At 66.8% G+C, this 20,114-nt stretch carries 17 protein-coding genes; 10 read left to right on the top strand and 7 right to left on the bottom strand.

Features of this window, described 5'->3' with window-relative positions; genetic code table 11:
- The first annotated feature begins 1 nt into the window (after window position 1).
- The 6 genes from ACUDCK_RS25955 to ACUDCK_RS25930 all read left to right on the top strand — a co-directional run bounded on the left by ACUDCK_RS25955 (window position 2) and on the right by ACUDCK_RS25930 (window position 10,157).
- Window positions 2-1,357, top strand: coding sequence for a type II toxin-antitoxin system HipA family toxin (locus ACUDCK_RS25955; RefSeq protein ID WP_064527583.1), 1,356 nt, complete (start codon window positions 2-4; stop codon window positions 1,355-1,357).
- Window positions 1,358-1,554: 197 nt separating this feature from the next.
- Window positions 1,555-4,653, top strand: coding sequence for a TonB-dependent hemoglobin/transferrin/lactoferrin family receptor (locus ACUDCK_RS25950; protein WP_244976857.1), 3,099 nt, complete (start codon window positions 1,555-1,557; stop codon window positions 4,651-4,653).
- 140 nt (window positions 4,654-4,793) lie between these two features.
- A complete protein-coding gene (locus tag ACUDCK_RS25945) occupies window positions 4,794-5,399 on the top strand; it encodes a heme acquisition protein HasA (RefSeq protein WP_054500566.1) in 606 nt (201 codons plus the stop codon).
- A gap of 131 nt (window positions 5,400-5,530) precedes the next feature.
- On the top strand, window positions 5,531-7,453 hold the full coding sequence (locus ACUDCK_RS25940; RefSeq protein WP_175167028.1) for a type I secretion system permease/ATPase: 1,923 nt from the start codon (window positions 5,531-5,533) through the stop codon (window positions 7,451-7,453).
- Window positions 7,450-8,802: an HlyD family type I secretion periplasmic adaptor subunit gene (locus ACUDCK_RS25935; protein ID WP_054500568.1), complete on the top strand. Its 1,353-nt coding sequence runs from the start codon at window positions 7,450-7,452 to the stop codon at window positions 8,800-8,802. The genes ACUDCK_RS25940 and ACUDCK_RS25935 overlap by 4 nt, the downstream gene beginning before the upstream one ends.
- Entirely contained in the window at window positions 8,799-10,157 is a 1,359-nt protein-coding gene (locus ACUDCK_RS25930) for a TolC family outer membrane protein (protein ID WP_175167029.1), read from the top strand. The genes ACUDCK_RS25935 and ACUDCK_RS25930 overlap by 4 nt, the downstream gene beginning before the upstream one ends.
- A gap of 154 nt (window positions 10,158-10,311) precedes the next feature.
- Here ACUDCK_RS25930 and ACUDCK_RS25925 read toward each other — a convergent pair whose 3' ends face one another.
- A complete protein-coding gene (locus ACUDCK_RS25925) occupies window positions 10,312-11,247 on the bottom strand; it encodes a LysR family transcriptional regulator (RefSeq protein WP_082401801.1) in 936 nt (311 codons plus the stop codon).
- A 97-nt stretch (window positions 11,248-11,344) separates the two neighbouring features.
- Between ACUDCK_RS25925 and ACUDCK_RS25920 the strand changes: the two genes are divergently transcribed.
- The 3 genes from ACUDCK_RS25920 to ACUDCK_RS25910 all read left to right on the top strand — a co-directional run bounded on the left by ACUDCK_RS25920 (window position 11,345) and on the right by ACUDCK_RS25910 (window position 14,924).
- Entirely contained in the window at window positions 11,345-12,820 is a 1,476-nt protein-coding gene (locus tag ACUDCK_RS25920) for an aldehyde dehydrogenase (protein WP_144655601.1), read from the top strand.
- Between the two features lie 5 nt (window positions 12,821-12,825).
- Window positions 12,826-13,857: an NAD-dependent epimerase/dehydratase family protein gene (locus ACUDCK_RS25915; protein WP_175167030.1), complete on the top strand. Its 1,032-nt coding sequence runs from the start codon at window positions 12,826-12,828 to the stop codon at window positions 13,855-13,857.
- Window positions 13,858-13,964: 107 nt separating this feature from the next.
- Window positions 13,965-14,924: a tripartite tricarboxylate transporter substrate binding protein gene (locus tag ACUDCK_RS25910; RefSeq protein ID WP_049076377.1), complete on the top strand. Its 960-nt coding sequence runs from the start codon at window positions 13,965-13,967 to the stop codon at window positions 14,922-14,924.
- An 8-nt stretch (window positions 14,925-14,932) separates the two neighbouring features.
- Here the strand turns inward: ACUDCK_RS25910 and ACUDCK_RS25905 are convergent, their stop codons facing one another.
- The 4 genes from ACUDCK_RS25905 to ACUDCK_RS25890 all read right to left on the bottom strand — a co-directional run bounded on the left by ACUDCK_RS25905 (window position 14,933) and on the right by ACUDCK_RS25890 (window position 17,470).
- Complete coding sequence (locus tag ACUDCK_RS25905; RefSeq protein ID WP_175167031.1) at window positions 14,933-15,553, bottom strand: glutathione S-transferase family protein; 621 nt, start codon at window positions 15,551-15,553, stop codon at window positions 14,933-14,935.
- 18 nt (window positions 15,554-15,571) lie between these two features.
- The gene (gene ampD / locus ACUDCK_RS25900) at window positions 15,572-16,150 is read right to left on the bottom strand and encodes a 1,6-anhydro-N-acetylmuramyl-L-alanine amidase AmpD (RefSeq protein ID WP_054500574.1); all 579 of its coding nucleotides are present in this window, start codon (window positions 16,148-16,150) and stop codon (window positions 15,572-15,574) included.
- A gap of 209 nt (window positions 16,151-16,359) precedes the next feature.
- Window positions 16,360-16,626 (bottom strand): PP0621 family protein, encoded by a 267-nt coding sequence (locus ACUDCK_RS25895; protein ID WP_064523605.1) that lies wholly within the window; start codon window positions 16,624-16,626, stop codon window positions 16,360-16,362.
- Window position 16,627: 1 nt separating this feature from the next.
- Window positions 16,628-17,470 carry a cytochrome C assembly family protein gene (locus ACUDCK_RS25890; RefSeq protein ID WP_049076371.1) on the bottom strand — a complete coding sequence of 281 codons (843 nt, stop codon included), beginning with the start codon at window positions 17,468-17,470 and terminating at the stop codon, window positions 16,628-16,630.
- 106 nt (window positions 17,471-17,576) lie between these two features.
- On the opposite strand from ACUDCK_RS25890, the gene ffh reads away from it, so the two are divergent.
- A complete protein-coding gene (gene ffh / locus ACUDCK_RS25885; RefSeq protein WP_049076369.1) occupies window positions 17,577-18,983 on the top strand; it encodes a signal recognition particle protein in 1,407 nt (468 codons plus the stop codon).
- Window positions 18,984-19,160: 177 nt separating this feature from the next.
- Here ffh and lysM read toward each other — a convergent pair whose 3' ends face one another.
- A complete protein-coding gene (gene lysM / locus ACUDCK_RS25880) occupies window positions 19,161-19,607 on the bottom strand; it encodes a peptidoglycan-binding protein LysM (RefSeq protein ID WP_006385755.1) in 447 nt (148 codons plus the stop codon).
- Window positions 19,608-19,912: 305 nt separating this feature from the next.
- Window positions 19,913-20,113, bottom strand: a complete 201-nt coding sequence (gene thiS, locus ACUDCK_RS25875; RefSeq protein ID WP_042795329.1) for a sulfur carrier protein ThiS — start codon at window positions 20,111-20,113, stop codon at window positions 19,913-19,915.
- Window position 20,114 lies beyond the last annotated feature (1 nt).

Here is a 20,114-nt window from a genome sequence, read left to right as displayed (position 1 = left end):
CATGGGACGTCGCTCGCACACACAGTCCCTGCACCTCTGGATGAATGGCGCCATGGTCGGCACCTGGAGCGTGCAGCCCCGCGCCGGCGACATCCTGCAATACGCCGACGCCTGGGTCAGCGCCGATCAAGGCAGGCCGCTATCGCTGTCGCTTCCCTTCACGCCCGGCAACCCGCCGCATCGCGGGGATGCGGTTCGCACCTACTTTGAGAACCTGCTGCCCGACAGCCGGCAAATCCGCGAGCGTGTCGCGCGGCGATTCCATGCGACCGCAACCGATGCGTTCACGCTGCTTGCCGAAGTGGGCCGTGATTGCGCGGGCGCATTGCAGGTGCTGCCTGATGCCACGCCGCCCCAGGACGCGCGCGTGCTTAACGCGACGCCGCTGAGCGAGGCCGAAGTGGCGCAGGTACTGCGCAACACCCTTGCGCCGACGCCCTTCGGCGGCGCCGGCGCCACCGATACCGACGACTTCCGCATTTCCATCGCGGGCGCCCAGGAGAAGACGGCTTTGCTGTGGTTCGATGGTCGATGGTGTCTGCCACATGGCGCGACCCCGACCTCGCACATCCTCAAAATGCCCTTGGGTCGGGTCGGCAATCTTCAGTACGACATGAGCGATTCGGTCGAGAACGAATGGTTATGCTCGGAGATCCTGCGCGCCTACGGCCTGCCGGTGGCGCGCACGCAACCGCTGTTGTTCGAGGACATGAAAGTGCTGGCCGTCGAGCGCTTCGACCGGCGCTGGGCCCGTCGGTCGACGGGGCAACCTTGGCTGCTGCGGCTGCCGCAGGAAGACATGTGCCAGGCGACGGGCACACCGCCGCATCTTAAATACGAGGCGGATGGCGGGCCGGGCATGGGGCCCATCATGAGGCTGCTGTCCACGTCCCTGGACCCTGACCGTGATCGGCGGATCTTCTTTCAGGCACAGGTTATCTTCTGGATGCTGCGCGCCACGGATGGGCACGCCAAGAATTTCAGCATCTTCCTGCGCCCGGGCGGCGCTTACGAGCTTGCGCCGCTCTACGATGTGCTGTCCGCCTACCCCGTCATGGGAGCGCGCGCGAATCAGCTGTCGCCGTTCAAGGCAAGAATGGCCATGGCCGTGCGCACCAGGAATCCGCACTGGAAGATGCAGGACATTCAACGCAGGCACTGGCTGGCGCTGGGCGCCGAGCATGGCGTCGTCACGCCGGACGGGCGCGACGCGCGTTTCGTGATCGACGACCTGGTCGCCCGGACCGGGCAGGTGATACGCACCGTCAGCGAACTGATTCCAACCGGATTTCCCGAAGCGCTCGCGGACAGCATTCTCGGCGGGCTGCAAGCCGCGGCGGAAAAACTGGCTGGGTAATCACCGGCCGCCGCGAGATACGCTTGGCCCGGATGCACGGCCCTGAGTAAGACGAAGTCAGGACGCCTTCGCACCGCTCTCCCTCTGGGAACTGCCTTTTTCGAACTTTTTTTACTGAACTTCGATTCTCAAACGTTAATGGTAATGATGCGCGTTTGCATCAGAGGCAACCAGAGACGAAAGTGAAGAGAAGACAGGTGACGTTCCGTATTGTGAGTCGGATGCTGGCCGCGGGCGCGTTGGCGCTGCCGTGCGTGTCCATGGCGCAAACCCAGGAGCGTGCCGCGGGCATGGCGGAGCCCGCCGATCGGAAGGACGATGAACGTCAACGGACGTTCGTTTTCGACATCCCGGCTCAAGCGATGGCGCAGGCCGTGCTGGCATTCGCGCGTCAGGCTGGCGTTGACCTGTACATGAACGACGTCGATTTGTCGGCCTACACCAGTGTCCCCCTCAAAGGCAGCTTCAACGTCGAGACCGGCCTGACCCGGTTGCTGGGAAACAGTCCTATCGGCTACCGCTATCGCCGGACCGCGGGCGCTGTCCGACCGAACGTGCAACTGGTCGACAACGGTCCCGGCGCGCGTGCGCGGGTGTACTCGATGGCGCCCGTTGTGGTGCGCGGCAACGATGTCAACGAGCGCGTCTATCAGGCCCCCCGCGCCGTCAGCATCGTCACGCGTGAAGAAATGGACCGCGTGCCGGTGCGCCACGCCGCCGAACTCATCCAGGACACCCCCGGCGTCGCCAGCGCCGTCAATCGCCAGAACCCCGGTCTGTCGATCAACATCCGCGGCATGCAGGACTTCGGCCGCGTCAACATGATGATCGACGGCATGCGCCAGGATTTCGTGCAGAACGGGCACATGCAACGCAATGGAGAAATGTATGTCGATTCGGAACTCCTGTCCGAGGCCGTGGTAGAGCGAGGCGTGGTGCGTGGGGTGCATGGCACCGGCGCGATGGCGGGAAGCGTGGATTTCCGCACGCTGGATTTTGGGGATGTGCTGCGCGAGGGCAGGGATATCGGTCTGAAACTGCGCGGCACGTCCGGGATGGGATACCAGGGGAACGGGGTCAATTTCATCGGCAGCGCGGCGGGCGCGGCGCGCGCGGGTGAGAACCTGGAAGTGATGGCGGCGGTGTCGCGGCGGTCGATCGGGGATTATCGGATTGGCGCGCGCGGAGGTATCGAGGGCCAGAATTCAGTGTGGTTCAACGGCGGAAAGATCGAATTCAACGATGTGAAGTTCGCCGCTCAAGAACAGGACTCCGGTCTGTTCAAGGCACGCTGGAAACTGAGTGATGATCAGTCGCTGTTGTTCAGCTACGTCGGCACGCGAGTCGGATACTCCTACACCACTGATGCCGACACGTCAGCACAGGAGAGCGGCACTCCTTGGCGCAAGATGGGAACTTCGAAGGCCCAGTCAAACAGCTTCGCCCTCGATTACAAAATCAAGCCGGCCGACAACCCTCTACTTGATCTGAAAGTGAAGGCATATGGCGTCGAAACAAATGTTGAGAATTACACGACGCCAACCTATCCCTTCTCCAGGTTTGATGGCGAGTTCACAGACGCAGCAAAGATCCGAGAGAATATTGACAATGAGTATTGGGATAGCGGCGCTTGCGAGAAGCCCGATAAAACTCCCTACGCGCTTGACGTTTGCAGACAGTACGGTGTGGGTCGAAATAATCGACTGTCTACCAAGACCCAAGGATTTCAGCTCGACAACACATCGCGTTTCGTGTTCGGGGCGACAACGCTCAGTGCCAACTACGGCGTAGAGTATTTCACTGACCATACAACTTCGAACCAGCGCTGGAATCACGACGGTCGCGAGGTGCGCCCCATTGGCACTACGGGCAAGGATGCCCTCAATCCCCAAGGCCGTCGCAGCATGGGCAGCATCTTCACAGAGCTGAAGCTGGAGGACGATTTCTTCACCATATCCGCCAGCCTTCGTTACGAGCGCTACCGCCTCAAGGGTAAGACGCAAGTTCCCGGAAAGCAGACCGTCCACCTTTCCAGGCTCGACAAATTTGCAAAAGAAATGTGCGCTTATGGCGCCTTTCCAGGCCTGGCACCCAACGAAAACCCGCGCAGCCAAGTTCAATCTGTTTACGGGCCAGGCTGCCGTTTGGCGTTGGCTGGCGACGAATCGGCCATCGCTGCTTGGTGGGCCGATGTGCCGACGTACGTCGACCAACGTGGAAGAACGAAGAACTTCTACATACCTGGCGGGCGTAGATCCTCTGACTACGAAAAGGAGTTTCAGCCTGAAGACCTCGACGACCAGAACGCCTTGTATGACTACGACGTGAGTCGCAGTGCCGGGATGCTGTTGCCCGCGTTGTCCGGAGCGATTCGGCCAACCAATTGGCTGGAAGTGTACGGTAGCTGGGGCAAGTCCTGGAGGCCTCCCGCCATCAACGAAATGCTGATGGTGGGCAATCATCCTAGAGATGGATTTGCCTCCATCTACCCCAATCCGAATGCAGAGCCGGAAACCTCCCGGACCTGGGAGGTAGGCGCCAACACCATATTCCAGGACGTCGCGTTGGATGGCGACAGTCTATCGCTAAAGGCGGGCTACTTCGACACGAGGGCGGATAACTACCTTTTTTCGTCCATGGACGTCATTTTGCCCGGCTCCAACCTGGAAAGATTGCCATTGCCCGGCACAACGGCCTTCGTCAACAACCGCAACCGCACAAAGTTCCGCGGATTGGAATTTGAAGGGCGTTATGAGGCTGGCTGGATCTATGGGGGGGCGAGCTATACCCATTATCTAGGCGGCCCCAACAAGTTCTGCGAAGACCTTTACTTCCTGGGGGCTGGCGAAAACAAATTCGACCGCCCGAATGCAGATGGAAGCTATCCGGTCGAGCATCAGAAAGCCCTCGCGCGCGGGTATGAATCGTGGCGAGCTTGGGCTGATGATCAGGTCGTTTGCGACAACTTCGTCTTCAACAGCGCGATCGCCAAGCCGGTGGATAAAGGCACGCTGCTGGTCGGCGTGCGCTTGCTGGAGCGCAAGCTGGATACCGGCGTGAGATTCAACTACAGCGGTGAAGGTTGGTACAACCGCGATTCTGGTGGCTCCCAGGTTTGGTTCAAGTACACGACTTGGGACTGGTATGCCAGTTATCAAGCCAATGACAACGTCAAGCTTATGGCGTCAGTCGAGAACATCACCAATCGAATGTATGTCGACGGATATTCCGATGCGATGGCACGCACATTCGCGCCGGGGCGCTCCGTTGCGTTGGGCATGGAGGTTCGCTTTTAGGCAAGTAATCGCTCGGGTGGGCGAATGCCTTTCCCGAGAAAGGGACATGCGGATTTTTCGCATGTGCGACGTACACACAGTGCGGCGCTTTTTTGGGTCGGGGATTCACCCCGGCAATTGGTAATAAACGGAGCATGACAATGTCTGCACAAGTAAGCTTTATCGATATCAGCCACCTTCCCACGGGTATCACAACGGAGAGTTCGTTGGAGCTCATGCTGGACGCGTTCCAGAATGGAGGGGTTGCCGGTGAGCACACCAGCGTCCCCAATAAGGGCGGATTCTTCGGTGGCAACGCCTTCAACGGCACCGACTATGGCTATGTCAGCAAAACGGTCGCCAACTACGCCTTCGTGGCTTCGGGTGATCTGCACTACTTCTTCCCTCCTTACAGCGGCCACGCGGGTGACGGCCCGACCGCGCACACAGTGTGGGGTTCATTGGATTCCATCACCCTGGGCGGTGGCCTGGACGGAGCCGGACATGTGGTCGATCCGCTCATTACGTTTACTTTCGATCAGCCTATCGAGGGCGACGTTGCCGATGGACGAGGCAACGAAGTGCATGACATCGTTTGGGGCCTGATGAACGGTTCGGTTGTTGGCACACCAGACAAGATCAGCCACATCACGAACGGAGGTTTGGTCGACGCCTTGGAACAGAACGGGATGGATATGCACACCTCCATCGCCGACCTGGTCGCCCACAACTTCGCCACCGAAACCGACCTCGCCCTGGCGGCGTAAACCACCCGTGAGTTTCCCCGCGCTTTCTCGGGCGCGTGGGTCACGGTCGCGGCGGGCCTATCCCCTGCCGCGACCGTCTTTTTGTTTCTTCATTCTGCGTGTCCCGGCAGTCATCCGGGCAAGGAAATTCAATGCAGCAAACCCAGACGCGCGCGGGCGCGGCACAAGGCGCGGACGTCCTGGATATCAAGGCGCTCCTGACGCGCTTTCGCACGGGCTGGTACAGCGTGGCGGCCTTCAGTGTCGCCGCCAACCTGCTGATGCTGGCGCCGTCGCTCTACATGCTGCAGGTCTATGACCGCGTGCTGGCGTCCGGCAACGTCTTCACGCTGGTGATGCTGAGCCTGATGATCGTCGGTTTGCTCGCGCTGATGGGCGCGCTGGATTACGCGCGCAGCGCCGTCATCGTTCAGATCGGCGCGCGCTTTGACGCGGCGCTGGCCGGGCGCGTGCACGAAGCGGCGTTCCAGCGCGGCCTGGCGGGTGTGCCCGCCAATGCGGGGCAGGCGGTCAACGACCTGAACACCGTGCGCCAGTTCCTGACCGGCAGCGCGGTGTTCGCATTCTTCGACGCGCCGTGGTTTCCGCTGTTTCTGCTGGTGATGTTCCTGTTCCATCCCTGGATGGGCACGCTGGCGTTGGCGGGAACCATCATCCTGGTGGCGCTGGCGTGGCTCAACGAGCAGGTGTCGCGCAAGCTGTTGGCCGAGGCGGGCGGGCTGTCGGTGCGGGCCGGGGTGGAGGCCGAAGGGCAACTGCGCAATGCCGAAGCCATTCAGGCCATGGGCATGCTGGACCGGTTGCGCGCGCGCTGGCAGCGGCTGCATGTGGGTTATGTGCGGCGCCAGGGCTTGGCAAGCCAGCGCTCGGCGATGATCGCGAGCCTGTCGAAAACGGTGCGGATGGCGCTGCAATCGCTGGTGCTGGGGCTGGGAGCGTGGCTGGTACTGCAAAGCCATGTCAGCGCCGGCATGATGATTGCGGGCTCGATCCTGATGGGGCGCGTGCTCAGCCCGATCGATCAGGTGATCGGCGCCTGGCGGCAATGGGCGGGCACGCGGCTGGCGTGGCGGCGCCTGCAGGAACTGCTGACGACGTATCCGAAGCCGTCGACGGGCCTGACGCTGCCAGACCCGAAGGGCGCATTGCGCTTGGAGGGCGTGACGGTGACGCCGCCGGGCGCGGCGCAGCCGACGCTGGTGAACGTGTCGTTCGCGCTGGAGCCGGGACAGGTGCTGGGCGTGGTCGGCCCGTCGGGCGCGGGCAAGTCGACTCTGGCCCGATTGGTGGCGGGTGTGTGGCCGGCCCGCCTGGGCACGGCGCGGCTGGATGGGGCCGACCTGAAGCAATGGGAACGCGCGCGGCTGGGGGAGTGGCTGGGCTATGTGCCGCAGGACGTGGAGTTGTTCTCCGGGACCGTGGCCGAGAACATCGCGCGCTTTCCTGGGCCGGACAGCGATGGCGAGGGGTTGGCCCGTCGGGTGATCGACGCGGCGCGGTTGGCCGGCGCGCACGACATGATCCTGGCCCTGCCGCGCGGCTATGACACGCCGTTGGGCGCCGGAGGCCAGGGATTGTCGGGCGGGCAGCGCCAGCGTATCGCGCTGGCGCGGGCGCTGTACGGCACGCCGCGCCTGGTGGTGCTGGATGAGCCCAACGCCAGCCTGGATGACGCGGGCGAGCAGGCCTTGCTCGATGCGCTGGGCCGGCTGCGCGAGATCGGCGCGACGGTGGTGCTGGTGACGCACCGGCCCAAGGTGCTGGCGGCGACGACGCACCTGCTGTTGCTGCGCGATGGCCGCGCGCAGCGCTTCGGCGCCACCCACGACGTGTTGCGGCCGGGGCCCGAGGGGGCGCCCGGGGCGACGCCGTCACCGCCTACGGCATCCGCCGAGCCGGGCGGCCGTGCGGCGACGATGGCCGGCGCGACGGGGACGGCGGCGTCCGGCGTGGCCGGCTCGCCGGCACAGACGCGCCCGGGCGGATCGGCGGCGCAGGTCTATCCGTTGGCCGGCGGCGCGTTTGCTGGGCGAATCCTCGGAGGCAAGGCATGACGGGGCGCGCCGCGGGCAATCGGGTGGTGGTGTTGCGGCCCGAGCTGAACAAGGGCGATATCGGCGCCGTCGAGGGCGATGAGAACGGCGGCTGGTCGGCCCGCTTCGGCTGGTGGGTGCTGGCGCTGGGCTTTGGCGGCTTCCTGGCATGGGCGGCATGGGCGCCGCTGGACAACGGCGTGGCGATGCCCGGCATCGTCGTCGTGACCGGCGAGCGGCAGGCGGTGGACAGCATCGAGGGCGGCGTGGTGAGCGCCTTGCTGGTGGCCGAAGGCGACCAGGTCCGGGCCGGCCAGGCGCTGGTGCGGCTGGACGACACCCGGGTGCGTGGCGAGGCGCAAAGCCTGCGCGCCCAGCAGGCGGCGGTCATGGCCCGCGAAGCGCGCCTGCTGGCCGAGCGCGATGGGCGGGATGATCTTGCGCCGCCCGATGCCCAAGCGAACGCCGAAGCGGCGGCCGCTTACGCGATGGAGCGCCAACTGTTCGCCAGCCGGCGGGCGGCGCTGGCGGGCGAGCTGGCTGGCATCGACGCGACACTGGCCGGCAGCCGCGCCCTGGCCGCCGGCCTGGAATCGACGCTGGCGCACAAGCGCACGCAACGCAGCCTGTTGCGGGAACAGGTGGGCAACCTGCGCGATCTGGCGCGCGAAGGCTACGTGCCGCGCAACCGCGTGCTGGATCTGGAGCGCAGCCTGGCGCAACTGGACGGTGACATGGCCTCGGACCGGGGCGCGCTGGGCCAGACCCGCCAGCAGATCGCGGAACTGGCGCTGCGCGGGCAGCAACGCCGCGACGCATTCCAGCGAGAGGTGCGCACCGATCTGGCGGAGACCCGCGTGCAGCGCGAACAGTTGACGCAGAAACTGGCGGCGGCGGAATTCGATCTGGCGCACAGCGAGATCCGCGCGCCGGTCAGCGGCACCGTGGTGGCGCTGGCCGCGCACACCGTCGGTGGCGTGGTGCAGCCGGGTTCGCGCCTGATGGAGATCGTGCCCGAGGACGTGCCGCTGGTGGTCGAGGGGCGCTTGCCGGTGGAGTCCATCGACAAGGTGCGCACGGGCCTGCCGGTCGAGCTGATGTTCACCGCCTTTGATGCCAGCCGCACGCCACGGCTGGAAGGCACTGTGACGCTGGTGTCGGCGGACCGGTTCGATGATGACCGCAACGGTCGTCCCTACTATCGCCTGCGCGCCGATGTGGCGCCGGGTCAGTTGCGCCGCATTGGCGATGCGCCGCTGCGCGCCGGCATGCCGGTGGAGGTGTTCGTGCGCACGGGCGAGCGCTCGCTGCTGAACTATCTGTTCAAGCCCTTGCTCGACCGCGCGCGGCTGGCGTGGGGGGACGCATGAATCACTGGCGGGGCGCGCGCGCGGCGGCGTGGATGTTGATGGGGGCGCTGTTGCTGCCCGCGATGGGGGCGGCGCAGGCGCTGGATTTTCAGCAGGCGTACACGATGGCGCTGGCGTCCGATCCCACCTGGCAGGCCGCGCGAGCCCGCGAGCGGGCCGATGCGCAGGAAGAGGCGCTGGGGCGCGGCGGCTTGCTGCCGAACCTGAGCTACCACTACAGCGGCGCCCGCAACGTTACGTCGTCGCGCCAGGAGACGAGGTTTGGCACACTGGAGCAACGGTCGCGCTACGCCAGCTCCGCCTCGGGCTTCACGTTGAGCCAGCCGTTGTTCGACGCGGCGGCCTTTGCGCAGTACCGGGCCGGGCGCGAGCGCGCCGAGGCGGCGGGATTGACGTTGCAGCGCGCCCGCCAGGCGCTGGCGGTGCGCGTGCTGCAGGCGTATACCGCCGTGCTCTACGCGCAGCAAGCCTTGGCATTGACGCAGTCCCAGGGCCGTTCGTTGCAGGAGGACGCGCGCCGCAGCGAACGCTTCGTGGCGGCGGGCCAGGGCACGCGCACGGATCAGTTGGAGATCGAGGCGCGCGCCCGCGTGGTGCAGGCGCAGGAGATCGAGGCGCAAGACAAGTTGCGCGATGCGCGCAATGCGCTGGGCGCGATCGTCGGCCCGGCGCTGGCCGAGCAGCCGCTGGCGCCCTTGCGGGCGGCCGCGCTGGCCGGGCTGGCCGTGGAGGGGCGTGACCTGCCGGCGTGGCGCGAGCTGGCGCTGGCAAGCAACCCCGAATTGCTGGCGCAGCGGCACTTGCTGGAAGCCAGCCGCCAGCGCTACGAGGCCGCCCGCGCGGGACATCTGCCGACGGCGAGGCTGGTGGCCCGCAAGCAGTTGACGCATTCCAATGGCGAGAACCAGATCGGGCAGCGCTATGACACCGGCTCGGTGGGTATCGAGGTCAGCATTCCGCTGTATTCCGGGGGGCGCACGTCCGCGGCCAGCGGTCAGGCGCTGGCCGAGCAGGAAGAAGCGCAGCACAAGCTCGATGCCGCCACGTGGGCGTTGCTGGATGACCTGGCGCGGCAGTTCCATACCTTTGCCAGCAGCCGGGAACGCATCGCTGCCTACCGGCAGGCCGCCGAGGCCGCCGCATTGCGCGTGCAGGCCACGCGGCGCAGCGTGCTGGGCGGCGAGCGCACCAACCTGGACGTGCTGGACGCGGAGTGCCAGCGCTTCGAGGCGCTGCGCGAACTGGACCGTGCGCGTTACGACAACCTGTTGGCGTGGCTGACGCTGCGCTGGCAGGCGGGGGTGCTGGATGATGAAGACGTGGCGCGCATCGGCGCGCTGTTCGCGGCGGGCTAAATCCGCGTTTGCACGGAAGCCGCGGCCGAGAAGGCCCCCACGACCGCGCAACGAGCGCGTGGCAGGCCGCGGCGGCTTGGCGTGGCGCGGTTCGTCATTCGCCGTGCCCGCCTTCCTGGCCGCTTGCGCTGGCTGACAGGCGCGAGCGGCCGGCTCACTTCAGGGGCGGCAACGGCAACAGCCGCCTCGCGATCTGGTCCATGGCCGTTTCCAACTGCGCCGCCAGCGCCTGCGCGGCCGGCGAGAGCGAGCGGTCGCGCCGGTGCAGCAGGCCGATGGCGCGGCGCGCCGAGGCATCGCACAGCGCCGCCGCGCGCAGTCCCGACAGGTTCAATTCCGGCAGCGCCAGGCGCGGCAGCACGCTCACGCCCAGGCCCTGGCGCACCATGCCGGCGGCGGTGCCCATGTTGGTCACGTCATAGCGCAGCGCGGTGGCGGGCGCGCCGGTTTCCTCGCGCACCGCGCGGTCGAACTGCTGGCGCGCGTTCGAGCCTTGCGACAGCAGGATCAGGTCATAGCGCAGCACGTCGCGCCAGTGCAGCGGGCCGCGCTTTTTCTCCAGGGCATGGCCGGCCGGGTAGATGGCGCAGAAGCAATCTTCGGCCAGCGGCGCGAACGACAGGTCCGGCGCCGGCTCGGCCAGCGCGCCGACGGCGAACTCGATCTGGTTGGTGCGCAGCATGGCCACCAGTTCGTCGTTGTGCGCCTCGACCACGCGCACCTTCAGCGCCGGATGCAGTTGGCGCAACGCGCCGACCGCCACGGGCAGCAGCGCCAGCGCGGTCGAGGGCAGGGCGCCCAGGGTGACGTTGCCGCGCCGCACCGCCGCCAGGTCGGCCAGGCTGCGATAGGCTTCCTCCAGGTCGGCGATGGGCCGCTGCGCGCGGGCGTGGAAGTCCTGCCCCGCCGAGGTCAGGCTGATGCTGCGGGTGGTGCGTTCGAACAGGCGCAGGCCCAGCACGTCCTCCAGGTCCTGGATCAGCGCGGTGAACGAGGGCTGCGTCACGCCCAGTTGGTTGGCGGCGTGGGTGAACGAGCCGGTGTCGACCGCCAGCAGGAAGGCCTTGAGCGATCGGTACTTGATATTCATAGCCATAGGCTAAGAATATAAGAAAAATATCGAATTGTGCCTAATAGTCGGCCGGCCGATGATGCGTCTACCGAGACCTCTGGATTGCCCCGACCTTATGCAAGCATCGAGCCCAAAGCCCTTCCGGTTGGGCGCCGAATGGCGCCACGGCCAGGACGGCGACGCCGTCATCACCTCCATCAATCCCGCCGACGGCAGCGTTGCCGGCATTGTCACGCGCGCCTTGCCGCGCGACGTGGATGCCGCCGTCGCCATCGCCTGGGACGCGTTCCAGCGCCAGCCGTGGCGCAAGCTGCGCCCCGACCAGCGCGCCGCCACGCTGTACGAGATCGGCCGGCGCCTGGCCGCCGAACGCGAGCCGCTGGCGCGGCTGCAGATGATCGACAGCGGCAAGCCGTGGAAGGAATGCCTGAACATGGTCGACAGCGCGGCCGGGCATTTCCGCTATTACGCCGCGGTGTGCGAGACCTGGCAGAACGAGATGACCTCGCCGCGCGGCGAGTATTTTTCGATGGCGCTGGCCGAGCCGTTCGGCGTGATCGCGGCCATCACGCCGTGGAACTCGCCCATCATGAACGAGGCGCAGAAGGCCGCGCCAGCGCTGGCGGCCGGCAACGCGGTGCTGCTCAAGCCGTCCGAGGAGACGCCGCAACTGGCGCTGGAACTGGCGCGCATCTGTGCCGAGGCCGGCCTGCCGGAAGGGCTGCTGACGGTGCTGCCGGGCCACGGCGAGGACGTCGGCGCCGCGCTGGTCAAGCATCCCGGCGTGCGCATGGTGTCGTTCACCGGCGGCACCGAAACGGGCCGCGCCATCGGCGGCATCGCCGGGCAGCGCTTGATTCCCGTGGGCCTGGAGCTGGGCGGCAAGTCGCCGCACATTGTGTTCGATGATGCCGACCTGGACCGCGCCGTGGCCGGCGTGGTGTCGGGCATCTTCGGCTCGGCCGGGCAAAGCTGCGTGGCCGGTTCGCGCCTGTTCGTGCAGAAATCCATCTACGGCCGCTTCATGGAAGCGCTGGTGCAACGCACGCGTCAGGTGCGCGTGGGCCTGCCCGATGACCCGGCCACGCAGATGGGGCCGCTGGTGTCGCGCGCGCATCGCGACAAGGTCGCCGGCTATGTCGACATCGGCCGCGCCGAAGGCGGCCGCGTGCTGGTCGGTGGCGCCGCGCCGGATCGCGCCGAGCTGGCCAATGGCTGGTTCTACCTGCCCACGGTGATAGACGGCCTTGGCAATGGCGCGCGCGTCTGCCAGGAAGAGATCTTCGGGCCGGTGCTGGTGGCGTTGCCGTTCGACGACGAGGACGATGTGATCCGGCAGGCCAACGACACGCCCTTCGGCCTGGCCGCCGGCATGTGGACCGGCGACTATGCCCGCGCCTGGCGCGTGGCGCGCGAGATCGAGGCGGGCTCGGTCTGGATCAACACCTATAAGCAATCGCATATCGCCACGCCGTTCGGCGGCTTCAAGGACAGCGGCATCGGCCGCGAGAAGGGCCTGCATGGCCTGCGCCTCTACAGTCAGGTCAAGAGCCTGTACTGGGGCATGCACAATCAACCGATGGGACTGTGAATCACATGACGACCGACAAGAAAAGCGCGGCGCTGCCGCTGGCCGATGCCCGCATCCTGATCGCCGGCGCCGCCAGCCTGGTGGGCTCGCACACCGCCGACGCGCTGCTGGCCGCCGGCGTGCGCGAAGTGATCCTGCTGGACAACTTCGCCTTTGGCACGCCCGAGGCCATCGCCCACCTGCAAGACAATCCGCGCGTGAAAGTGGTGCGCGGCGACCTGATGCGCCTGCCCGACCTGCTGGCCGCGACCGAAGGCGTGGACGGCGTGCTGCACCTGGCCGCCTACATGACGCTGGGTTTCGCGCAGACGCCCTGGCAGGCGGTGGATGTGAACATCCGCGGGGCGCAGAACATGCTTGAAGCGTGCCGCGCCAACAAGGTGAAGAAGTTCGTGTTCGCCTCGTCCAACGCGGTCTATGGCTACGGCAGCGGCATCGCGGGCCCGCTGGTCGAGAACGGCCCGTTCCATTCCGTCGGCGCGCCGCCGGCGGCGATCCTGTACGGCGCCTCCAAGATCATGGGCGAACAGCTTTGCCGCCAGTACTTCCAGAAGTGCGGGCTGGACTATGTGGTGTTGCGCTATTCCACCGTGTATGGCGAGCGCCAGCACTACCGCGCCGCGAATTCGCTGTACATCATGGAGACCTATGACCGCGTGCGCCAGGGCGAGCGTCCCCTGCTGCCTGGCGACGGCACCGACACCAAGCACTTCGTGCACGTCTCGGACGTGGCGCGCGCCAACGTCGCCGCGTTCCAGAGCGACGCGACCGATGTCGCGGTGAACGTGTCCGGCCCGGCGCCCATCACCACCGGTGAACTGGTGCGGCTGGTGCTCGACTACTGCAAGAGCGACCTGGAACCGGAGATCCGGCCGGACCCTCCGGGCACCGTGCGCCTGACCTCGGGCGGCGCCTTCCATATCCCGCACGACCTGGCGGGACAACAGATCGGCTGGCAGCCGCAAGTGGGCATGGCCGAAGGCGTGACGCGCCTGCTGGCGTGGCGCGAGGCGCAGGAAAGGGGCAAGGTCGGTTAGGGAACAGTTTGACCCGGGGCGGCCGTCGCAGCCGTCCCGCGTGACTGGCCGGCCTGTCCGGCTCATCACAACGCATAACAACAGCAGTACCCACACAGGAGACAACCATGTTCTTTACACGCAAGGCGGCCGCTCGCGCCGCGCTGTCCGTGGCCGCGCTGTGCGCCGCGTGGCCGGCCTGGGCCTGGCCCGACCATCCCATCGAACTGGTGGTGGGCTTCGCGCCCGGCGGCGGCACCGACCTGACGGCGCGTTCGCTGGCGGTGTTCCTGGAAAAGGAGCTGGGCACCACCATCGTGGTGCAGAACAAGCCGGGCGCGTCCAGCGCCATCGCGCTGTCGTACGTGGCGCGCGCCAAGCCCGATGGCTACACGCTGGCCATGACCAACATGCCCGGGCTGGTGTCGCTGCCGATCGAACGCAAGGCCGGCTTCACCACCGCCGACTTCACCTACCTGGCCAACCTGGTGCGCGACCCAAGCGCCTTCAGCGTCGCCGCCGACAGTCCGTACCAGACGCTGGATGCCTTGATCAAGGCGGCGCGCGAGAAGCCGGGTTCGATCAGTTATGGCTCGACCGGCGTGGGCACCGATGATCACCTGGCGCTGGTGCTGTTCCAGAACCTGACCGGCACCAAGCTCAACCACGTACCGTACAACGGCGCGGGGCCGTTGCGCAGCTCGGTGCTGGGTGGGCATACCGTGATCGGCGGCCTGAACCTTGGCGAAGTCATGCCCTATCACGGCAAGAACATGCGCGTGCTGGCGCAGGCCAGCGCGACGCGTTCGCCGCTGGGGCCGGACGTGCCGACCTTCAAGGAGCTGGGCGTGAACCTGGTGTTCGCCTCCGAGCGCGGCATTGTCGCGCCCAAGGGCTTGCCGGCGGATGTCGCCGAGAAGCTGCGCCAGGCCTTGGGCAAGGTCGCCGCCAATCCGGAATTCCAGGCGCAGATGAAGCAGCAGTTCACCGAGATGGATTATCTGGATGGGCCGCAGTGGCAGGAACGCTTGAAGCAGGATGATGGGCGGCTGCGGCAGATCTGGGCGAATACGCCTTGGGTGGAGTAGGGCGCGCGCTACTCCAACGGCAACGTCAACACCCCCTGCGGCGCCGGTCGCATCATCACGCGCCGGTACCACGCCGACAGCGCCGGGGTGTCCGGCCGCTCGATCGGCAGCGCCAGCCAGCGGTGCGCCGAGCACACCAGGGCGATGTCGCCCATGGTGAGGTGGCGGCCGGCGATGAACTCGCGGCCTTGCAGCGCCTGGTCCAGAATCTGGGCGCGGGCATTGCTGCGCTTGACCGACAGCTCGATGGCGGCGTGGTCGCGCTTTTCTTCCGGCGTGCGGATCAGCCCCAGGAAGGCCGGGCCCATGGCACCCTGCCATTCGGTGGTCTGCCAGTCCATCCAGCGGTCGGCGTCGGCGCGCAGGCAGACGTCGTCGGGCCAGAGGGTGCCAGCGCCGTAGCGGGCGGCCAGGTAGCGCACGATGGCGTTCGATTCCCACAGCACGAAACCGCCGTCGTCGATGGCGGGCACGGTGCGGTTGGGGTTGATTTTGGCGTACTCGGGCGTGTCGACCACGCCGAACGGGCCGCCGGCCTCGATGAAGGAGTGCGGCAGCGCCAGTTCGCGCACGGCCAGCATCACTTTCTGCACATTGACGGACGTCAGCCGTCCCCAGATCTTCAACATAACCGGTCCTTGTAAGGGTCAGACGGGCGGCAACTGCCGCCGCGCAAAGCCGCTGTCGCGCCCGAAGCGCGTCCAGTTGAAAGCGGGCCCCGGGTCGGTCTTGCGGCCGGGCGCGATGTGTTCGTGGCCCCAGGCGGCCGCCAGGGGGTAGCGTGCGCGCAGCACCGGCGTCAACCGGCGCAGGGCCAGGTACTGTTCGTCAGTGTAGGGCAGCGTGTCGGTGCCTTCCAGCTCGATGCCAATGGAGAAATCGTTGCAGCGCTCGCGGCCGGCGAAGCGCGAGACGCCGGCATGCCAGGCGCGCGCATCGGTGGAGACGAACTGCACGATGCGGCCGTCGCGGCGGATGAAGAAATGCGCCGATACCCGCAGGCCGCGCAGGCGTTCCAGCCAGGGGTGCGAGCCGTAGTCCAGCGTGTTCAGGAACAGGCCGGCCACCTCGGGGCCGCCGAATTGGCCGGGCGGCAGGCTGATGTTGTGCAGCACCAGCAGCGACACCTGGGCGTCCTGGGGACGCGCGTCGCAGTTGGGGGAGGGCAGCCGGGAAACGCCCGGGGCCGGCGCCAGCCAGCCATGTCGATCCAGAAGCAGGGGCATGGGAGGAAAGCAGGTTGGTATCCAACGTGCATTATGCCGTGCGTGTGAAAAGGGGGCGAATGAGGGCCGGGCCCACCCGGGGGCGGTGCTGTCGTTGCGTCCTGTGATGGGCGAGCCTCTCCGGGCTGGCTGGCGGGCAGGGCGGGCTGGCGGAATGGCGGGCTGGCGGGCCCGCGGATCCGGGCCGGCCAGTCGCTCAGACCCGCCTTTTATTTCGCCGCCGGTCCCAGCCGGGCGTGTTCCTGGCTGCACCAGGTCTGGCCGCCCTGCAGCAGGGCCTCGGAACGCGGCAGGTGGATGCCGCAGTGGGCGCAACGGACCATGGCCTCCGGCGCGCCGGAGGCGGGCGGGTTGGGCGTGGCGCGCGGCTTGGCGCTGGCGGGGGAATCCTGGCGGGCGGCGGCCATGCGGCCGGCGATGCGCGCCACAAAGAGCACGCCGATGATGATGACGATCCAGAACAGCAGTTTGCCCACGTCAGCCTCGATGCAGAATGACTTCCAGCACGAACCGGCTGCCGGTGTAGGCCAGGATCAGGAAACCGAACCCCGTCAGGGTCCAGCGCAGGGCGACGCGGCCGCGCCAGCCCCAGATGTGGCGCCCGGCCAGCAGCACGCCGAAGGTGAACCAGGACAGCAGGGTGAAGACGGTCTTGTGGTCGAACGGCAGAATCTGGCCGGTGAGCTTCATGGAGGCGATGGAGCCCGAGCCGACGGCCAGGGTCAGCACCACGAAGCCGATCCAGATGATGCGGAACAGCAGTTGTTCCTGCACCAGCAGCGGCGGCTGCGAGTCCAGCACGCGGCCGATGATGCTGCGTTCGGCGGGGGCGTCCAGGGGGCGGTGCAGGTGGCGGTCGAGCAGCGCCATCAGCATGGCGTGCAGGGCGGCGATGGTGATCAGCCCGTAGGCGCCCAGCGCGATCAGCAAATGCACGCGCAGCCAGGCGTTGTCGGCGTGAGGCACGAATTGTCCCTGGGGGAACAGGGCGGCCAGGCCGCTGGCCAGGGTGGCGGCCGGCAGTAGCAGCAATTGCAGGCCGTCGATGCGCACCAGCAGGCTTTCGAGCCAGAAGACGACCATGCCCAGCCAGATGGCGGCAGACAGGGCCAGCGCCCACCCGATGAACAGGTGCGGGGCCCCCAGCATGGATTGTTGCAGCCCGATTCCATGGAGAACCAGGGCTCCCAGCAGGCACAGACGGGCGACTTTGCCCGTTTGCTCGACTTCCCCGGCGCCCGCCAGGCGGATCCAGAGGGACCCTCCCAGCACGGCGTACGCCAAGGCGGCCGCTGTGTGAAATACAATGCCTAGTGACATAGAAACCGTTGTCTGGATGGGGCCTGGGGGCGCATGCCGCCCGACAGCGCAGAATCCGCGCCTGCGGCCACCGTTCAATCAACTAGTTTAAGCGGAAACGCCTCTCATGCTCGATAACCTAACTCAACGCCTGTCGCGCGTCGTCAAGACACTGCGCGGCGAAGCCCGCCTGACCGAGGCCAACACCCAGGAAATGCTGCGCGAAGTGCGCATGGCCCTGCTGGAAGCCGACGTGGCGCTGCCCGTGGTGCGCGATTTCGTCGCCCGGGTCAAGGAAAAGGCGCTGGGCGAAGAAGTCGCCAGCAGCCTCAGCCCCGGCCAGGCCCTGGTGGGCGTGGTCCACAAGGAACTGACCGCCCTCATGGGCGGCGACCTGGGCGCCGATTCCGGCGAACTGTCGCTGGCCGTGCAGCCGCCCGCCGTCATCCTGATGGCCGGCCTGCAGGGCGCGGGCAAGACCACCACCACCGGCAAGCTGGCCCGCTGGCTGAGCGAAGGCCAGCACACCCAGCACGGCCGCAAGACCGGCAAGAAGAAGGTGCTGGTGGTGTCCGCCGACGTCTACCGCCCGGCCGCCATCGACCAGTTGAAGAGCGTGGCGGCGCAGGTCGGCGTCGATTTCCTGCCGTCCGATCCCAGCCAGAAGCCCGAGGACATCGCCCGCAACGCGGTCGACCATGCCCGCCGTCACCACTACGACGTGCTGATCCTGGACACGGCCGGCCGCCTGGGCATCGACGAGGCCATGATGCGCGAGATCCGCGCGCTGCATGACCTGGTCAAGCCGGTCGAAACGCTGTTCGTGGTCGACGCCATGCAGGGCCAGGACGCGGTCAACACCGCCCGCGCCTTCGCCGAGGCGCTGCCGCTGACCGGCGTGGTGCTGACCAAGCTGGACGGCGACGCCCGCGGCGGCGCGGCGCTGTCGGTGCGTCACGTCACCGGCAAGCCGCTCAAGTTCGTCGGCGTCTCGGAAAAGCTGGACGGCCTGGAGCCGTTCTACCCCGAGCGCATGGCGCAGCGCGTGCTGGGCATGGGCGACATCGTCTCGCTGGTCGAGCAGGCCCAGAAGAACATCGACATCGCCGAAGCCCAGAAGCTGGCGGCCAAGATCAAGTCGGGCAACAAGTTCGACCTGAACGACTTCCGCGACCAGCTCGGCCAGGTCAAGAAGCTGGGCGACATGGGCTCGCTGCTGGAAAAGCTGCCGGCCCAGTTCCAGCAGGCCGCCGGCCAGTTGCAGGGCGGCCAGGCGGAAAAGCAGTTGCGCCGCACCGAGGGCATCCTCAATTCCATGACGGCTGCCGAGCGTGCCAAGCCTGAACTCATCAAGGCCTCGCGCAAGCGCCGCATCGCGGCGGGGTCGGGCGTGCCGGTGCAGGAAGTCAACCGCCTGCTGGCCCAGTTCGAGCAGATGCAGGGCATGATGAAGCAGATGAAGAAGGGTGGCATGGCCAAGATGATGCGCGCCATGGGCGGCATGAAGGGCATGGGCCGCTTCATGAAGGGCTGACCGGCGCGCCGGCGCCCGGCGGCGGGGGGCCCTCGGGGCTGCCGCTGACCGCGGGCGCTTGCCCCCGGGATTTCCGCCAAAAAAATGGCCAGGCATTGCGCCTGGCCAAATCATCGCGGCAGGCAGGGGGTTCTGCGCCGCGATACGGGCCCGCGAGGGCTCATTCTGTTTCGTGGCTTACGACAGGGGCGGGATGCGCAGCACCTGGCCCGGATAGATCTTGTCGGGGCTGGTCAGCATCGGCTTGTTGGCCTCGAAGATCAGGGTGTTCTTGGCGCCCTGGCCCTTGCCGTATTGCGCCTCGGCGATCTTCCACAGGTTGTCGCCCTTCTGCACCGTGTACATCTTGGCCTCGGGCGCGGCCTGCTTGACCTTCAACTGGTTGTCCACCGCGGCCACGCCGACGGTGTTGCCCAGCGCCAGCGCGATCTTCTCGGCGGCTTCGGTGTTGGCGGCCTCGCCCGTGACGGTGACCTTGTCGCCATCGACCGAGATCTGCAGGCCATCGGCATTCAGGCCGTGCTTGTCGAGTTCCTTCTTCAACTCATCCGGCGTGGCCGCCTTGGCTTCGCTGGCACCGAAGAGTTTTTCTCCAACGTCCTTGATGAAATTGAGCAGACCCATCGTGTTTCCTTTGTCTATGTTGCGGTGAGAGAAAGAGCGATGCGTGTCAGGGCGCTCGGTCCCTGGACTTCTGCGCACGATGCCGGCGTTGCCGTGGTCCCGCGGGCGGGCGGCGGCGTTCAAGCCTGTTTGCCGGGCCGGGCCCGGACGCGCCAGCATCAACGATTATGACTCGCCACGTCGTCGCCTGAGGGGGGTAATCGTGTAACAGGTTGCTAGCCATCCGTCAGGATGATGAAAAAAAGGGCTGCATTGCTGCAGCCCTTTTGCAGGGGGCGATCGCCGCTTGCCGGCCGCGCCGCGGGTCAGCCGCCGCCCACCGCCACAACGATCTCGATCTGGTCGCCGTCGGTCAGCGCGGTCTGCGCGTGCTGGCTCTTGGGCACGATCTCGCCGTTGCGTTCCACCGCCACGCGCTTGCCGGCATAGCCCAGCGTTTCGAGCAGTTCGTTCACCGTGGTGTCGAGCGGAAATTCACGGGCGTCGCCGTTCAGGGTGATGTGCATG

Source organism: Achromobacter sp. CF-sbj1-Ac2-l, from assembly GCF_052698165.1.
Note: the sequence above shows the minus strand (reverse complement) of the source record. Positions and strands in the feature narration are given on the sequence as shown.

What these genes read in the sequence shown, in the direction of transcription:
- ACUDCK_RS25955 (WP_064527583.1), top strand. Translation starts at nt 2, where the DNA reads ATGGGACGTCGCTCGCACACACAGTCCCTGCACCTCTGGATGAATGGC.
- ACUDCK_RS25945 (WP_054500566.1), top strand. Translation starts at nt 4,794, where the DNA reads ATGTCTGCACAAGTAAGCTTTATCGATATCAGCCACCTTCCCACGGGT.
- ACUDCK_RS25940 (WP_175167028.1), top strand. Translation starts at nt 5,531, where the DNA reads ATGCAGCAAACCCAGACGCGCGCGGGCGCGGCACAAGGCGCGGACGTC.
- ACUDCK_RS25935 (WP_054500568.1), top strand. Translation starts at nt 7,450, where the DNA reads ATGACGGGGCGCGCCGCGGGCAATCGGGTGGTGGTGTTGCGGCCCGAG.
- ACUDCK_RS25930 (WP_175167029.1), top strand. Translation starts at nt 8,799, where the DNA reads ATGAATCACTGGCGGGGCGCGCGCGCGGCGGCGTGGATGTTGATGGGG.
- ACUDCK_RS25925 (WP_082401801.1), bottom strand. Translation starts at nt 11,247, where the DNA reads ATGAATATCAAGTACCGATCGCTCAAGGCCTTCCTGCTGGCGGTCGAC.
- ACUDCK_RS25920 (WP_144655601.1), top strand. Translation starts at nt 11,345, where the DNA reads ATGCAAGCATCGAGCCCAAAGCCCTTCCGGTTGGGCGCCGAATGGCGC.
- ACUDCK_RS25915 (WP_175167030.1), top strand. Translation starts at nt 12,826, where the DNA reads ATGACGACCGACAAGAAAAGCGCGGCGCTGCCGCTGGCCGATGCCCGC.
- ACUDCK_RS25910 (WP_049076377.1), top strand. Translation starts at nt 13,965, where the DNA reads ATGTTCTTTACACGCAAGGCGGCCGCTCGCGCCGCGCTGTCCGTGGCC.
- ACUDCK_RS25905 (WP_175167031.1), bottom strand. Translation starts at nt 15,553, where the DNA reads ATGTTGAAGATCTGGGGACGGCTGACGTCCGTCAATGTGCAGAAAGTG.
- ampD (WP_054500574.1), bottom strand. Translation starts at nt 16,150, where the DNA reads ATGCCCCTGCTTCTGGATCGACATGGCTGGCTGGCGCCGGCCCCGGGC.
- ACUDCK_RS25890 (WP_049076371.1), bottom strand. Translation starts at nt 17,470, where the DNA reads ATGTCACTAGGCATTGTATTTCACACAGCGGCCGCCTTGGCGTACGCC.
- ffh (WP_049076369.1), top strand. Translation starts at nt 17,577, where the DNA reads ATGCTCGATAACCTAACTCAACGCCTGTCGCGCGTCGTCAAGACACTG.
- lysM (WP_006385755.1), bottom strand. Translation starts at nt 19,607, where the DNA reads ATGGGTCTGCTCAATTTCATCAAGGACGTTGGAGAAAAACTCTTCGGT.
- thiS (WP_042795329.1), bottom strand. Translation starts at nt 20,113, where the DNA reads ATGCACATCACCCTGAACGGCGACGCCCGTGAATTTCCGCTCGACACC.